This window comes from Roseivivax isoporae LMG 25204 (genome assembly GCF_000521865.1).
Lineage (GTDB): Bacteria > Pseudomonadota > Alphaproteobacteria > Rhodobacterales > Rhodobacteraceae > Roseivivax > Roseivivax isoporae.
The window spans coordinates 38,180-52,943 of record NZ_JAME01000018.1; the positions used below are offsets into that span (position 1 = coordinate 38,180).

Genomic DNA, 14,764 nt, shown 5'->3' on the forward strand with positions numbered 1-14,764 from the left:
GCCCAAGGCTCGCGCATGGCAGGCCCGAGGTCAAACCGCGGGCCGCCAGGTGCGCGTGCCCCGGGGCAAATCGGCCCCGGGGCACGCGAGCGGTCAGGCGACGTCGAAGGTCAGCGGACGGACCTGCTGGAACATGCCCGTCGCCACGAGCTTGCCGATCACGTCGTCGGGCACCGGCGCGTCCACGTAGAGAAGCGCGATCGCCTCGCCCTTGGCGACCTTCCGGCCGAGGGTGAAGTTCGCGATATTCACCCCGTTCGACCCCATGGTCTGGCCGAGCGTGCCGATGATGCCCGGCACGTCCTCGTTCGTGGTGTAGAGCATGTGGCGCCCGATCTCGGCATCGATGTTGATGCCCTTGATCTGGATGAAGCGCGGCTTGCCGTCCGAGAACACCGTCCCGGCGATGGAGCGTTCGCGCTGGTCGGTGACCACGGTGACCTTGATGTAGCCCTCGAACGCGCCCGACTGCGCCTGGTTGGTGGTCGAGATGCGGATGCCGCGCTCCTTCGCGATCACCGGGGCCGAGACCATGTTCACGTCGGGATTCGCGCGCTTCATGATGCCCGCGACGACCGAGCAGTTGAGCGCGGCGAGGTTCATCTCGGACACCGAGCCGTCGTAGAGGATGTTGATCGCCTTGACCGGCTCGTCCGTCATCTGGCCGATGAAGCTGCCGAGATGATCGGACAGCTTGATCCACGGCCCCATGACCTTGGCCTCCTCGGCGGTCACGGACGGCATGTTGAGCGCGTTCTCGACAGCGCCGGTCAGCAGGTAGTTCGCCATCTGCTCGGCCACCTGCAGCGCCACGTTCTCCTGCGCCTCGGTCGTCGCGGCGCCCAGATGCGGCGTGCAGACCACGTTCGGCAGGCCGAAGAGCGGGTTCTCCGTCGCGGGCTCGACCGCGAAGACGTCGAAGGCCGCGCCGGCCACGTGGCCGGATTTCAGCATCTCCGCCAGCGCCGCCTCGTCAACGAGCCCGCCGCGCGCGCAGTTGATGATGCGCACGCCCTTCTTGGTCTTGGCGAGGTTCTCGGCCGACAGGATGTTGCGGGTCTGGTCGGTCAGCGGCACGTGCAGCGTGATGAAGTCGGCGCGCGCGAGAAGGTCCTCGAGCTCGACCTTCTCGACACCCATCTTCTCGGCCTTGTCCTGGCTCAGATAGGGATCGTAGGCCACGACCTTCATCTTGAGGCCGCGGGCACGGTCGCAGACGATGCCGCCGATATTGCCCGCGCCGATCACGCCCAGCGTCTTGCCGGTCAGTTCCACGCCCATGAAGCGGGACTTCTCCCACTTTCCGGCATGGGTCGACGCGCTCGCCTGGGGGATCTGGCGGGCCACGGCGAACATCATGGCGATGGCATGCTCGGCGGTGGTGATCATGTTGCCGAAAGGCGTGTTCATCACGATGATGCCGCGCTTCGACGCCTCTTCCCTGTCGATGTTGTCGACGCCGATGCCCGCGCGGCCGATCACCTTGAGGTTGGTCGCGGCCTCGAGAATCTTCGGCGTCACCTTGGTGGCCGACCGGATGGCGAGGCCGTCATATTCGCCGATCACCTCGGCAAGCTTGTCCTTGTCCTTCCCGAGGTCGGGCTTGAAATCGACCTCGATGCCTCGGTCGCGGAAGATCTGCACGGCGGCGTCGGACAGCTTGTCGGAAATGAGAACCTTAGGGGCCATGTCGGGAAATCCTTTTCGGAACGTACGGGTTGCGGCGGCGACTGCCCGCCGTGATGTCCGTGGGAAGGGAGCGACGCGGGGGCCGGGCGCTGCCGGACCCCGCGGGGATCACCGGGGGATCAGGCGGCCTGCGCGGCGAGCTCGGCGTGGAACGCCCACTCGATCCAGGGCATCAGCGCCGCCACGTCCGCGGTCTCGACCGTGCCGCCGCACCAGATGCGCAGGCCCGCGGGCGCGTCGCGGTAGGCGCCCACGTCGAGCGCCACGCCCTCTGCCTCGAGCCGCTTCGCGACCGCCTTGGCAAAGGCCGCGCCGTCCGCGATGCGCGGATCGGTGAACTTGAGGCAGACCGAGGTGTTCGACCGCGTCGCCGGCACCTCGGCGAGGTTGGCGATCCAGTCGCGCGTCTCGCAGAACTCCCACACGGTGCGCGCATTGGCATCGGCGCGGGCCATCAGGCCCTCGAGACCGCCCACCGACCGCGCCCAGTCCAGTGCCACGAGGTAATCCTCGACCGCCAGCATCGACGGCGTGTTGATCGTCTCGCCGCGGAAGATGCCCTCGTTCAGCTTGCCGCCCTTGGTCAGGCGGAAGATCTTCGGCAGGGGCCATGCAGGCGTGTAGCTTTCGAGGCGCTCCACGGCGCGGGGGCTCAGGATCAGCATGCCGTGCGCCGCCTCGCCGCCCAGCACCTTCTGCCAGGAGAAGGTGACCACGTCGAGCTTGTCCCAGGGCAGGTCCTGCGCGAAGGCGGCCGAGGTGGCATCGCAGATCGTCAGGCCCTCGCGGTCCGCCGGGATCGCCGCGCCATCGGGCATCCGCACGCCCGAGGTCGTGCCGTTCCAGGTGAAGACAACGTCGGTGTTCCAGTCGAGCGCGGCCATGTCCGGGAGCTGGCCATAGGCGGCTTCCACCACCTCGGCGTCGAGCTTGAGCTGCTTGACCGCGTCGGTGACCCAGCCCGCGCCGAAGCTTTCCCACGCGACCATGGTGGCCTTGCGCGCGCCGAGAAGCGACCACATCGCCATCTCGACCGCGCCGGTGTCCGACGCCGGCACGATCCCGATCCGGTGCTCGTCCGGAACGCCAAGGATCTCGCGGGTGCCGTCGATCGCGGCCTTCAGCTTGTCCTTGCCGAGCGCGGCACGGTGCGACCGCCCGAGCGGGGCGCCCTCGAGCATGTCGAGGCGGAAGCCGGGAATCTTGGCGCAGGGGCCGGAGGAGAAGCGGGGGTTGCCGGGACGTGCATCGGGCTTGCGCACGTCGTCGGACTGGCGCGCATCCGTGCGCGCCGCGTTGGGCATCGTCATGTCTCTAACCTTCCAGATAGTCGCCCCTCGTTGGGGAGGGGTGTCCCGCCGCCGGATTTACGGCCCGGGAGGAGGTTCCACAAGCACGAAAATGTCGCTAGGGGACCCCCGAACGCCGCGACCATGACCGGCAGCGACCTCTATCGGAAACACGATCCATGTTCACAGCCACGCTGATCGCCCGGCCGGGCGCCCTCGACCCCGCCCTCGTCCACGCGCTGCGCGATGCGTGGGGCGGCGGTGCGGCGCGGTGGCTGTCGCCGGACGAGGCCGCGGAGTTCGACATGCCCGAGGTGCCGTCGAACGCGGACGCGGTCTGGCGCGACCTGCAGGGACAGGCGACCGACCTCGCCATCCAGCCGGCGGGCGACCGGCGCAAGCGGATGCTGCTCGCGGACATGGATTCCACAATGATCCGGCAGGAATGCATCGACGAGCTGGCCGAGGAGGCGGGCGTCGGCGACCGCGTGCGTGCGATCACCGCGCGGGCCATGAACGGCGAGCTCGACTTCGAGGGCGCGCTGACCGAACGGGTCGCGCTGCTGAAGGGCCTGCCCGAATCGGTCATCGGCCGTGTGCTCGAGACGCGCATCACGCCGATGCCGGGCGGGCGGACGCTGGTTGCGACCATGCGGGCGCATGGCGCGCATGCCGCGCTGGTATCGGGCGGCTTCACCGCCTTCACCACTCGGATCGCGGCGCTGCTGGGCTTCGACGAGCACCGCGCCAACACGCTCATCGCCCGCGACGGCACGCTCACGGGCGAGGTGGCGCGGCCGATCTTGGGACGCGCGGCAAAGGTGGCGGCGCTCGAGGACATCACCGCGCGGCTCGGCATCCCCGAGACCGCGGTGCTTGCGGTGGGTGACGGTGCAAACGATCTCGGAATGCTCGGTCGGGCGGGCATGGGCGTGGCGCTGCACGCAAAACCGTCGGTGCAGGCCGAGGTGTCGCTGCGGGTGAACCACGGCGACCTGACGGCGCTCCTGTTCCTGCAGGGCTACGCGCGCGAAGATTTCAGCGACTGAGACGCGGACGCGGCGAGGCCCGTCACCGGACGGACGTCGCCGACGGCGAGCCCGCGGCGGTTTGTCAGCTCCGCGTTCAGGAACCGCGCCACATCCGGGTGCGCCGCATCGAGCACGCCGAGCCGCACGAGGATTGCCGCGATCGCGCATTCCGAGGCCCGCGTCGCGCCATCCGCGATCTTGAGAGCGATGCCGAGACCGCGGTCCGGCAAGATCGCCGCGAACACGCCCTCGGCCCCGGTCTTGAGCGAGAGCCGCTCGCGCGCTGCGCGCATCATCAGCGTGCAGGCGCGCCCCTCGCCCGCGACCTCGACCGGGTGGGCCTGCATGGCCCGGGTCAGGCGCGCGGCCGCCTGCGACAGCACGTCGTCCCGAGTGTGCGCGGTGGCAAAGACCGCCATGGCGCGGGCCAGTGCGGCGAGCGGCGTCGCCCAGTTCGGGGCGGAGCAGCCGTCGATCCCGAAACCCGGGCTCGTGCGGTCGGTGACCGTCTCGAACGCCTCGAGACAGGCGCGCTGCACCGGATGGTCCGGGTCGACATATTCGGGCCCGGCCTCGAGATGGCGCGCCAGCGTCAGGAACCCCGCGTGCTTGCCCGAGCAGTTGTTGTGCAGCTGCGTGGGGGCTTCCTGGTCGCGGATCATCTGCAGGCGCAGCGCCTTGTCCCGGCTGGCCTCGGGTCCGCAGCGCAGCGCCTCCTCGCGCAGGCCCAGCGCCGCGAGCCAGCGCGACACGGCGTCGACATGAACCGGCGCCCCCTGATGGCTGCCGCAGGACAATGCCAGCTGCGCGTCCGACAGGCCGGCCCTCGCGGCCGCGCCGGAGGCCACGAGCGGCAGCGCCTGGATCATCTTGGCCGACGAACGGGGGAAGATCGTCGCGTCCGGATCGCCCCACGCCTCGACCACCTCGCCGCGCGCGTCACTGATGGCGACATGGCCGCAATGCACGGATTCGAGCAGAGAACCGCGCCAGACCTCGACAAGCGGAACGGCGGCTGTCGACATGATCCTTTTCCTCACGGTTTGGCGATATCGTGCCGACGGGGGTTTTCGCAGCGGGCGAAATCGGGCTAAATCCCGCCCGGTTGCAAACCCTTGGCTTCCGCAGCATAGAGCGCACGAAACGGGACGCAACCCGGCACCTATCGAGGTAAGGACGTCTGGAGGCTGGACGCATGAGATCACGTATGGCGGGCGCCCTGATCGGCGCGACGATGGCGCTGTCGGCCGTGGCCGCAACGGCGCAGCAGGAAAGCACGAACCGCGTCGACGCCATGACCGACTGGTCCGTGTTCGAAGGCAACGAGCCCCGCGAATGCTGGGCCGTGACCACGGCGAAGGAAACGGTGAACACGAGGGATGGCCGCGTCGTGGCCGTGACGCGGGGGCAGATCCTGCTGATGGTGTTCTTCCGGCCGGAGGCCGAGGTGACCGGGCAGGTCGCGTTCACGGGCGGCTATCCCTTCGCCGACGGCTCGACCGTCAACATCAACATCGGCGGCACCGAGTTCGAGATGTTCACCGAGGGCGAATGGTCCTGGCCCGCGACGCCGCAGGACGACGCCCGCATCGTGACCGCGATGAAGCGCGGCGCCGACGCCGTGGTGACCGCGCGCTCGTCGCGCGGGACCCAGACCGAGGATACGTTCTCGCTCCTCGGCTTCACCGCCGCCGTCGAGGACGCGGAGCGCCGCTGCAGCAGCTGATCGCCGCGCGGCGCCACGAGATTGCCGGGACCGCCCCTGTTGAAGCGGGGGCGGTCTTTCCTGTATAGGCGACGCTTCACCTTCCAGCCGAGCGAATCCGCCATGGCCCAGCACGCAGCACCGATCACCCAAGACCTCGTCACGATCCCCCGGAAGATGCCGGAGGGGCCCGCGAACCTCGTGGGCATGACGCGGGACCAGATGTCCGCGGCGCTGTCGGCGGCGGGCACGCCCGACAAGCAGCTCAAGATGCGGGTGAACCAGGTCTGGCAGTGGATCTATCACTGGGGCGTGCGCGACTTCGCCGAGATGACGAACCTCGCGAAGGAGTACCGTGCGCTCCTGTCCGAGAACTTCGTGATCCGGCTGCCAGAGATCGTGTCGAAGTCGGTATCGGCCGACGGGACGCGCAAGTACCTGGTTCGGATCGCCGGCGGCCACGAGGTCGAGGTCGTCTACATCCCCGAGGCCGATCGCGGCACGCTCTGCATCTCGAGCCAGGTGGGCTGCACGCTGACCTGTTCGTTCTGCCATACCGGCACGCAGAAGCTCGTGCGCAACCTCACCGCGGACGAGATCGTCGGCCAGGTGATGCTGGCGCGCGACGACCTCGGCGAATGGCCGAAGCGCGGCGAGAAGAAGGTCGAGACCCGGCTCCTGTCGAACATCGTGCTCATGGGCATGGGCGAGCCGCTCTACAATTTCGACAACGTGCGCGACGCGATGAAGATCGCCATGGACGGCGAGGGCATCGCGCTGTCGCGTCGGCGGATCACCCTGTCGACGAGCGGCGTCGTGCCGGAGATCGCCCGCTGCGCCGAGGAGATCGGCTGCCAGCTGGCGGTGTCGTTCCACGCGACCACCGACGAGGTGCGCGACCGGCTCGTGCCGATCAACAAGCGCTGGAACATCGAGACGCTGCTCGGCGCGCTCAAGGAGTACCCGCGCCTGTCGAATTCCGAGCGGATCACCTTCGAGTACGTGATGCTGAAGGGCGTGAACGACAGCGACGCGGACGCGCGCCGGCTGGTGAAGCTGATCTCGGGCATCCCGGCCAAGATCAACCTCATCCCGTTCAACGAATGGCCCGGAGCGCCTTACGAGCGTTCGGACTGGAGCCGCATCGAGGCCTTCGCGGACATCGTCTACAAGGCAGGCTATGCCTCGCCCATCCGCACCCCACGCGGCGAGGACATCATGGCCGCCTGCGGCCAGCTGAAATCGGCCACGGAACGGGCGCGCAAATCGCGCCGCGAGATCGAGGCGGAGACGGCACGCGGCTGACGCGCAGCACGTTGACGCGGCCGCGCGACCCATGCTTGAACTGGCGCCGCACGGGGGAACGCGATGACCTTTTCCGAAGCTGTCGCCGAACTGCCGGACATCGTCCGGATCTGGGTCCTGTGGCTCACCGTCGTGATGTTCGTGGTGCCGCTGGTGCTGGCCCTCTTCCGCGAGACCCGCATGGCGGGCTACGTCGCGCTGGCCGCGTCCTTCGTGCTGGCAGTGGCGATGAACCTCTTCTACGCGCAGGTGGGCATGGTGCGGCTCCTCGGGTTGCCGCACATCCTCGTCTGGACGCCGCTCCTGATCTGGCTCGCGCCGAAGCTGCGCGCCCCGGGCGTCCGCCGCCTGCCGCGCGCGCTGCTCGCGCTCTTCTGCCTCACGATCCTCGTGTCGCTCGTCTTCGACTATGTCGACGTGATCCGCTGGATCGCCGGCGACCGCGCATCGCTCATCGGCGCCTGAGGCCAGGGCCCACGAAAAAACCCCGGACGCATGCGCCCGGGGCAGGTCCTGCCAGGAAGGCAGTCGAGGAAACCCTTACCAGTCGATCGGCCCCTTGTCGCCGAAGACGTGCACGAGAAAGTCGATGAAGGCCCGCACCTTGGGCTGCGTGAACCGGCCCGGCGGATAGACGGCGTAGATGCCCTGCGTCTCGAGCGGCAGGTCGGGGATCGCGTCCTCCACGAGCCCCTTCTCCATCGCGTCGGCGTAGAGGAACGAGGGCAGGTAGGCGATGCCGAGCCCCGCGATGCACGCGTTGAGCAGCGACTGCCCGTCGTTCACCGACAGCCAGCCGGCGGTGCGGATCTGCCGCTTTTCACCCGAGGGCGCGGTGACCTTCCAGACATTGCCCGAGGCCTGGTTCGAATAATGCAGCAGCTTGTGCTCGTTCAGGTCGTCGATGCGGGCGGGGCGGCCGAATTTCTCGAAATAGGCCGGCGACGCGATCATCCGCTTGGTGGTCTCGGTCAGCTTGCGCGCGCGGAGCGTCGAATCCTCGAGCTCACCGATGCGCACCGCCATGTCGAACCCTTCGGAGATGAGTTCCACGTAGCGGTTGTTGAGTACCATGTTCACGGTGATGTCCGGGAACTCGGCGAGGAAGTCACCCAGGACCGGCGACAGGTGGTTCACGCCGAAATCCGTCGCGACCGAGATCCGCAGGAGCCCCGAGGGCGCGGATTGCATCGAGGTCACGAGCGCGTCGGCCTCGCCTGCGTCGTTCAGGACGCGGCGCGCACGGTCGTAATAGGCAAGCCCGATTTCGGTCGGGCTGACGCGGCGGGTCGTGCGGTTCAGGAGCCGCGCCCCGAGCCGGGCCTCGAGGGAGGAGACGTGCTTCGACACCGCGGACTTGGAGATGCCCATCTTCTTGGCGGCGTCGGTGAAGCCGCCCTGGTCCACGACCGTGGCGAAGGCTTCCATTTCCGTGAGCCGGTCCATTGCACTCTCCCTCGTCAAACGTCTTGAAACCGAGATGTGACACCGGATCTGGGCAGAAACAGGGCTTGGCGCGGACAATGGCGCGTTCATACCGAGCAATGTTTGGGGCGCTGAAACAGCGGCGTCAGGTGCGACAGGGCACGACACACGGAAAGGGCCGGACGCTTGCACGTCCGGCCCGAACACATGAGGGATGCCGAGGCGATCAGGCCGCGTCGCGCTGATGCGTACCCTCTTCGATCTCCTCGACGATCTTGGCGACAAACGCGTCGATGTCGCCGGGGTTCCGGCTGGTCACGATCCCTTGATCGGCAACCACCTGCTCGTCCACCCAGTCGGCGCCGGCGTTCTGCACGTCGGTCTTGATCGAGTGGTACGAGGTCGCCTTGCGGCCCCGGATGATGTCGGTCTGCACGAGCAGCCACGGCGCGTGGCAGATCGCGGCGATCACCTTTCCGGCCTTGTGGAAGGCGCGCACGGCGTCCAGGACCTCGTCCTTGGTGCGCAGGATGTCCGGGTTGATCTGGCCACCCGGCAGCACGAGCGCGTCGTAGTCCGCGAGCGACGCATCGCCCAGCGCGATGTCGGCCTTGACCGGGCGGCCCCAGTCGTCGCCGTCCCAGCCCTTGATCTCCTGACCGTCGAGCGAGGCCACGTGGACCTCGGCGCCACGGTCGCGGAGCTGGTCGCGCGGCCCCTCGAGCTCGGACTGCTCGAATCCGTGGGTGGCGATGATGAGAACGCGGGCGTCATTGATGCGGGGCATGTGGTGCCTCCTCTCGTTCGAAAAGCATGTCCCGGCGTCGTTGCCGGGGTCACTCGCAGAACGTCTGCGCCCCGGCCCTGTTCCCTGCCACCTGCCATCTGCCTCAAAGTCGTGCGGCGAGACGCGTGCCCTGGTCGATGGCGCGCTTGGCGTCGAGCTCCGCCGCGACATCCGCCCCGCCGATCACGTGCACCTCGCGCCCCGCGGCCTCGAGAGCGTCCGCCAGGCTGCGCTCGCTGACCTGGCCGGCGCAGAGGACGATCGTGTCGCAGGCCACGGTTTCGGGCCGCTCGCGGGCCGGTCCGTGCGAGATGTGCAGACCCTCGGAATCAATGCGCTCGTAGGTGATGCCGGCCTTCAGCTGCACATTCTTCATCTGCAGCCCCGCGCGGTGGATCCAGCCGGTGGTCTTGCCGAGCCGCTTTCCCGGCTTCTCCGCCTTGCGCTGCAGCATGGTCACGGCGCGCGCCGGCGGATGCGGCCGCGGCCCTTCGGGCGCGAGACCCGACCGCGCCTCGGCCGGATCGGTCACGCCCCATTCGGTCATCCAGTCCGGCAGGTTCGTCGTCGGGCTCTGCCCGTCCATCACGAGGAACTCGGACACGTCGAAGCCGATGCCGCCCGCGCCCACCACGGCCACGCGGTCCCCTGGACGCACGCGGCCGGTCAGCACGTCCACGTAGCTCGCCACGTTCGGGCCGTCCTGGCCCGGGATCCCGGGGTCGCGCGGGCGCACCCCGGTCGCGACCACCACCGCGTCGAAATCCGACAGCGTCTCGACCGTGGCCTCGGTCCCCAGGCGCGTGGTCACGCCGTGCACGTCGAGCATGGTGCGGAACCAGTCGACGAGCCCCCAGAACTCCTCCTTGCCCGGAACGCGCTTGGCGAGGTTGAGCTGCCCGCCGACCTCTTCCGCCCGGTCGAAGAGCGTGACCGCGTGGCCGCGTTCCGCCGCCGTGATCGCGGCCGAAAGGCCCGCGGGCCCCGCCCCCACCACGGCGATGCGCCGCGGCGACGCCGCGGGCGCCACGACCAGCTCGGTTTCATGGCAGGCGCGCGGGTTGACGAGGCAGGTCGACAGCTTGCCCTGGAAGGTGTGATCGAGGCACGCCTGGTTGCACGCGATGCAGGGCGCGATCCGGTCGGCCTGCCCTGCCGCGGCTTTCGTCACGAAATCCGCGTCCGCCAGCCACGGCCGGGCCATCGACACCATGTCGGCGCAGCCCTCGGCCAGCACCGCCTCGGCCACATCCGGCATGTTGATGCGGTTCGAGGTGATGACCGGGATGCCGACCTTACCCATGAGCTTCTGCGTGACCCACGCGAATGCCCGCCGAGGAACCGAGGTGGCGATGGTCGGCACCCGCGCCTCGTGCCAGCCGATGCCGGTGTTGAGGATCGTGGCCCCCGCCGCCTCGACCGCCTGCGCAAGCTGCACCACCTCGTCGTGTGTGGAGCCGTCGGGGACGAGGTCGATCATGGAGATGCGGTAGATGACGATGAAATCGGCACCCACCGCCGCACGCACCCTGCGCACGATCTCGACCGGCAGGCGCATCCGGTTCTCGTAGCACCCGCCCCAGCGGTCGGTCCGCCTGTTGGTGTGCGTCACGAGGAACTGGTTGACGAAATAGCCCTCGGAGCCCATGATCTCGACCCCGTCATACCCGGCCTCGCGGGCGCGGGTGGCAGCGGTCACGATGTCGGCGATCTGCTTCTCGATGCCCTCCTCGTCGAGCTCGGTCGGCACGAACGGAGAGATCGGCGACTTGATCGGGCTCGGGGCGACGCAATGCTTGCCGTAGGCATAGCGGCCCGCGTGCAGGATCTGCATGGCGATCCGCCCGTCGGCCGCGTGCACGCGGTCGGTGACGATGCGGTGGTTGGCGATGTCCTCGGCGATGTAGAGCCCGGCCGCGCCGGGAAACACGCCACCCTCGCGGTTCGGGGCCATGCCGCCCGTCACCATCAGCGCGGCACCGCCGCGCGCGCGGGCCGCGTAGAACTCGGCCACGCGGTTCCAGTCGCCCGTCTCTTCGAGATTGGTGTGCATGGAGCCCATCAGGACCCGGTTCTTCAGCGTCACGAACCCAAGGTCGAGGGGCGCGAGAAGATGCGGATAAAGCTCTGACATGGCCGTCCTCCCTTGCGTCGCGGGCAAGGTTTCACGGCCTGCGGGCCATGTCGACGCCAACGTGACGTCAGAGCGTGTCGCGTCAACCTGGCGGCCGGTGCCACAGAAAGACAGACGCCCCGTGCGGCGTGCACGGGGCGTCGTGGTCAGGTCGGATCTGGGCCAAGATCAGCCCTTCATCGCGTCCCAGAAGCTCTTCACGCTCTTGAAGAAGCTCTTGGATTCGGGGTTGTTGTCCTCGGACATCGCCTCGAATTCGCGCAGCAGGTCCTTCTGCTTCTGCGTCAGGTTCACCGGGGTCTCGACCGCCAGTTCGATGAACATGTCGCCGTGACCGCCGCCGCGCAGGGCGGGCATGCCCTTGCCGCGCAGACGCATCTGGCGCCCGGATTGCGAGCCTGCGGGGATCTTCACGCGCGAGCGGCCACCATCGATGGTCGGCACCTCGATGTCGCCCCCGAGCGCTGCCGCCGTCATCGACACCGGCACCCGGCACTGCAGGTTCACGCCGTCGCGCTCGAAGATCTCGTGCCGCGTCACCTCCACGAAGATGTAGAGGTCACCCGGCGGGCCGCCGCGCATCCCGGCCTCGCCCTCTCCGGCAAGGCGGATGCGGGTCCCTGTCTCGACGCCCGGCGGGATGTTCACGGACAGCGCGCGTTCCTTCTGCACGCGGCCATTGCCGCCGCAGGTGGTGCAGGGATTCTTGATGATCTGGCCCAGCCCGGAACAGGTCGGGCAGGTCCGTTCGACGGTAAAGAAGCCCTGCGTCGCGCGCACCTTGCCCATGCCCGAACAGGTGGGACAGGTCGTGGGCTCCGCGCCGCCTTCCGAGCCCGAGCCCTTGCACGACCCGCACTGGACGCTGGTCGGCACGGTGATCGTCTTGCCGAGCCCGTTGTAGGCTTCCTCAAGGGTCACGCGCAGGTTGTAGCGCAGGTCGGACCCGCGTGCCGCGCGGCTCCGGCCGCCGCGGCCGCCACCCATGAAGTCGCCGAACAGGTCGTCGAACACGTCCGAGAACGCCGAGGCGAAATCACCCTGCGCGCCGAACCCGCCGGCCCCGGGACGCGGGCCTCCGCCGCCCATGCCGCCCTCGAAGGCCGCGTGGCCGTAACGGTCGTAGGCCGCGCGCTTGTCGTTGTCCTTGAGGACCTCGTAGGCCTCGTTGGCTTCCTTGAACTTGGTCTCGGCGTCGGGGTTGTCCGCGTTGCGGTCCGGGTGAAGTTCCTTCGCCTTCTGGCGATAGGCTTTCTTGATCTCTTCCGGAGAGGCGCCCTTCTTGAGGCCGAGCACGTCGTAGTAGTCACGCTTGGACATCTATGCCCTCCTTGGCTCGCGGAACGCGGGAAGGCCGGCCCGGCATCCGGACCGGCCCCCATCAGGTTCCGCAGGCTGCGGCCTCACGCTCGCTTGCTGTCGTCGAGATCCTCGAAATCCGCATCGACGATGTTGTCGTCATCGTCGCCGCGCTGGCGGCTGCCGGATTCGTCCGGCGCGCCGTCCTCCGAGGAGTCCTCCTGCTGCGCCTTGTAGATCGCCTCGCCCAGCCGCATCGACGCCTCGGTGACGTTCTGGATGCCGGCACGGATCTTGTCCGCATCGTCCTTTTCCAACTCGTCCTTCAGCGCGGCGATGGCCAGTTCGATCGCCTCGACGGTCGAGGGGTCGACCTTGTCGCCGTGATCCTCGATCGACTTCTCTGTCGAGTGGATGAGGCTTTCCGCCTGGTTGCGGGCCTCGACCAGATCGCGACGCTTCTTGTCGGCCTCGGCGTTGGCCTCGGCGTCCTTGACCATCTTGTCGATCTCGTCATCGGACAGACCGCCCGACGCCTGGATCGTGATCTTCTGTTCCTTGTTGGTGCCCTTGTCCTTGGCGCCGACGTGCACGATGCCGTTGGCGTCGATGTCGAAGGTCACCTCGATCTGGGGCATGCCGCGCGGGGCCGGCGGGATGTTCTCGAGGTTGAATTGGCCGAGCATCTTGTTGTCGGCCGCCATCTCGCGCTCGCCCTGGAAGACCCGAATGGTCACGGCGTTCTGGTTGTCCTCGGCGGTCGAGAAGATTTGCGACTTCTTGGTCGGGATCGTCGTGTTGCGGTCGATCAGACGGGTGAACACGCCGCCCAGCGTCTCGATGCCGAGAGACAGGGGCGTCACGTCCAGAAGGACCACGTCCTTCACGTCGCCCTGCAGCACGCCGGCCTGGATCGCCGCGCCCATGGCCACGACCTCGTCCGGGTTCACGCCCTTGTGCGGCTCCTTGCCGAAGAACTTGGTCACTTCCTCGATGACCTTCGGCATCCGCGTCTGGCCGCCGACGAGAACCACCTCGTCGATGTCGTCCTTGGTCAGGCCGGCATCCTTGAGCGCTGCCTGGCAGGGCTTCAGCGAGCTCTTGATGAGGTCGCCTACGAGGCTTTCGAGCTTCGCACGGGTCAGCTTCATGACCATGTGCAGCGGCTGGCCGTTGGCGCCCATCGAGATGAACGGCTGGTTGATCTCGGTCTGGCTGGACGAGGACAGCTCGATCTTGGCCTTCTCGGCGGCCTCCTTGAGGCGCTGAAGGGCCATCTTGTCCTTGGTCAGGTCGACCTGATTCTCTTTCTTGAACTCGTCGGCGAGGTAGTTGACGATCCGCATATCGAAGTCCTCGCCACCGAGGAACGTGTCCCCGTTGGTCGACTTCACCTCGAAGAGACCGTCGTCGATCTCGAGGATGGTCACGTCGAACGTGCCGCCGCCGAGGTCGTAGACCGCGATCGTCCGCGCTTCCTTCTTGTCGAGGCCGTAGGCCAAGGCAGCCGCGGTCGGCTCGTTGATGATGCGCAGCACCTCGAGGCCGGCGATCCGGCCGGCATCCTTCGTGGCCTGACGCTGCTGGTCGTTGAAGTACGCGGGCACGGTGATGACCGCCTGCGTGACCTCCTCGCCGAGATAGCTCTCGGCGGTTTCCTTCATCTTCTGGAGGATGAAGGCGGAAATCTGGGACGGCGAATACTTCTCGCCCCGGGCGCGGACCCAGGCGTCGCCGTTGCCGCCGTCGATGATCTCGAACGGCATGTTCTTGTTGTCCTTGGCGAGGTGCGCATCGTCCTGCCGACGGCCGATCAGGCGCTTGACGCCGAAGATGGTGTTCGTCGGGTTGGTGACGGCCTGGCGCTTGGCCGGCTGGCCCACGAGCCGTTCGTCGTCGGTGAAGGCGACGATCGACGGCGTGGTGCGCGCGCCTTCGGAGTTCTCGATCACCTTGGCCTGGCTGCCGTCCATGATGGCGACGCAGCTGTTGGTGGTGCCGAGGTCGATACCGATGACTTTGCCCATGACGTTTCGATCCCTTCTTGTCTTCAAGGCGATACTTCGAGGCCCCGGACCCGTTCCGGCATCCTGCCCCGTT

General features: G+C 68.0%; 12 protein-coding genes. 4 read left to right on the forward strand and 8 right to left on the reverse strand.

Going from position 1 to position 14,764, the window contains the following annotated elements; genetic code table 11:
- Positions 1-93: 93 nt before the first annotated feature.
- The gene (gene serA / locus RISW2_RS12605; RefSeq protein ID WP_043771726.1) at positions 94-1,689 is read right to left on the reverse strand and encodes a phosphoglycerate dehydrogenase; all 1,596 of its coding nucleotides are present in this window, start codon (positions 1,687-1,689) and stop codon (positions 94-96) included.
- Positions 1,690-1,808: 119 nt separating this feature from the next.
- Complete coding sequence (locus tag RISW2_RS12610) at positions 1,809-2,993, reverse strand: phosphoserine transaminase (protein WP_425277791.1); 1,185 nt, start codon at positions 2,991-2,993, stop codon at positions 1,809-1,811.
- A 164-nt stretch (positions 2,994-3,157) separates the two neighbouring features.
- Between RISW2_RS12610 and serB the strand changes: the two genes are divergently transcribed.
- Positions 3,158-4,027, forward strand: coding sequence for a phosphoserine phosphatase SerB (gene serB, locus RISW2_RS12615; RefSeq protein ID WP_043771728.1), 870 nt, complete (start codon positions 3,158-3,160; stop codon positions 4,025-4,027).
- Here serB and RISW2_RS12620 read toward each other — a convergent pair.
- A complete protein-coding gene (locus tag RISW2_RS12620; protein WP_051492008.1) occupies positions 4,000-5,034 on the reverse strand; it encodes an asparaginase in 1,035 nt (344 codons plus the stop codon). The two genes, serB and RISW2_RS12620, sit on opposite strands and share 28 nt — an antisense overlap.
- A 170-nt stretch (positions 5,035-5,204) precedes the next feature.
- Between RISW2_RS12620 and RISW2_RS12625 the strand changes: the two genes are divergently transcribed.
- From RISW2_RS12625 to RISW2_RS12635, 3 genes are all read left to right on the forward strand, one after another.
- Positions 5,205-5,735: an invasion associated locus B family protein gene (locus tag RISW2_RS12625; RefSeq protein WP_051492009.1), complete on the forward strand. Its 531-nt coding sequence runs from the start codon at positions 5,205-5,207 to the stop codon at positions 5,733-5,735.
- Between the two features lie 102 nt (positions 5,736-5,837).
- Entirely contained in the window at positions 5,838-7,019 is a 1,182-nt protein-coding gene (gene rlmN, locus RISW2_RS12630; protein WP_043771732.1) for a dual-specificity RNA methyltransferase RlmN, read from the forward strand.
- Between the two features lie 63 nt (positions 7,020-7,082).
- A complete protein-coding gene (locus RISW2_RS12635; RefSeq protein WP_043771734.1) occupies positions 7,083-7,484 on the forward strand; it encodes a hypothetical protein in 402 nt (133 codons plus the stop codon).
- 75 nt (positions 7,485-7,559) lie between these two features.
- Here the strand turns inward: RISW2_RS12635 and RISW2_RS12640 are convergent, their stop codons facing one another.
- From RISW2_RS12640 to dnaK, 5 genes are all read right to left on the reverse strand, one after another.
- The gene (locus RISW2_RS12640; protein WP_043771737.1) at positions 7,560-8,465 is read right to left on the reverse strand and encodes a LysR family transcriptional regulator; all 906 of its coding nucleotides are present in this window, start codon (positions 8,463-8,465) and stop codon (positions 7,560-7,562) included.
- 205 nt (positions 8,466-8,670) lie between these two features.
- Entirely contained in the window at positions 8,671-9,231 is a 561-nt protein-coding gene (locus tag RISW2_RS12645) for a type 1 glutamine amidotransferase domain-containing protein (protein WP_043771739.1), read from the reverse strand.
- A 103-nt stretch (positions 9,232-9,334) separates the two neighbouring features.
- A complete protein-coding gene (locus RISW2_RS12650) occupies positions 9,335-11,365 on the reverse strand; it encodes an NADPH-dependent 2,4-dienoyl-CoA reductase (RefSeq protein WP_043771742.1) in 2,031 nt (676 codons plus the stop codon).
- A gap of 168 nt (positions 11,366-11,533) precedes the next feature.
- On the reverse strand, positions 11,534-12,685 hold the full coding sequence (gene dnaJ / locus RISW2_RS12655; RefSeq protein ID WP_043771745.1) for a molecular chaperone DnaJ: 1,152 nt from the start codon (positions 12,683-12,685) through the stop codon (positions 11,534-11,536).
- 83 nt (positions 12,686-12,768) lie between these two features.
- A complete protein-coding gene (dnaK, locus tag RISW2_RS12660) occupies positions 12,769-14,691 on the reverse strand; it encodes a molecular chaperone DnaK (RefSeq protein ID WP_043771748.1) in 1,923 nt (640 codons plus the stop codon).
- Positions 14,692-14,764 lie beyond the last annotated feature (73 nt).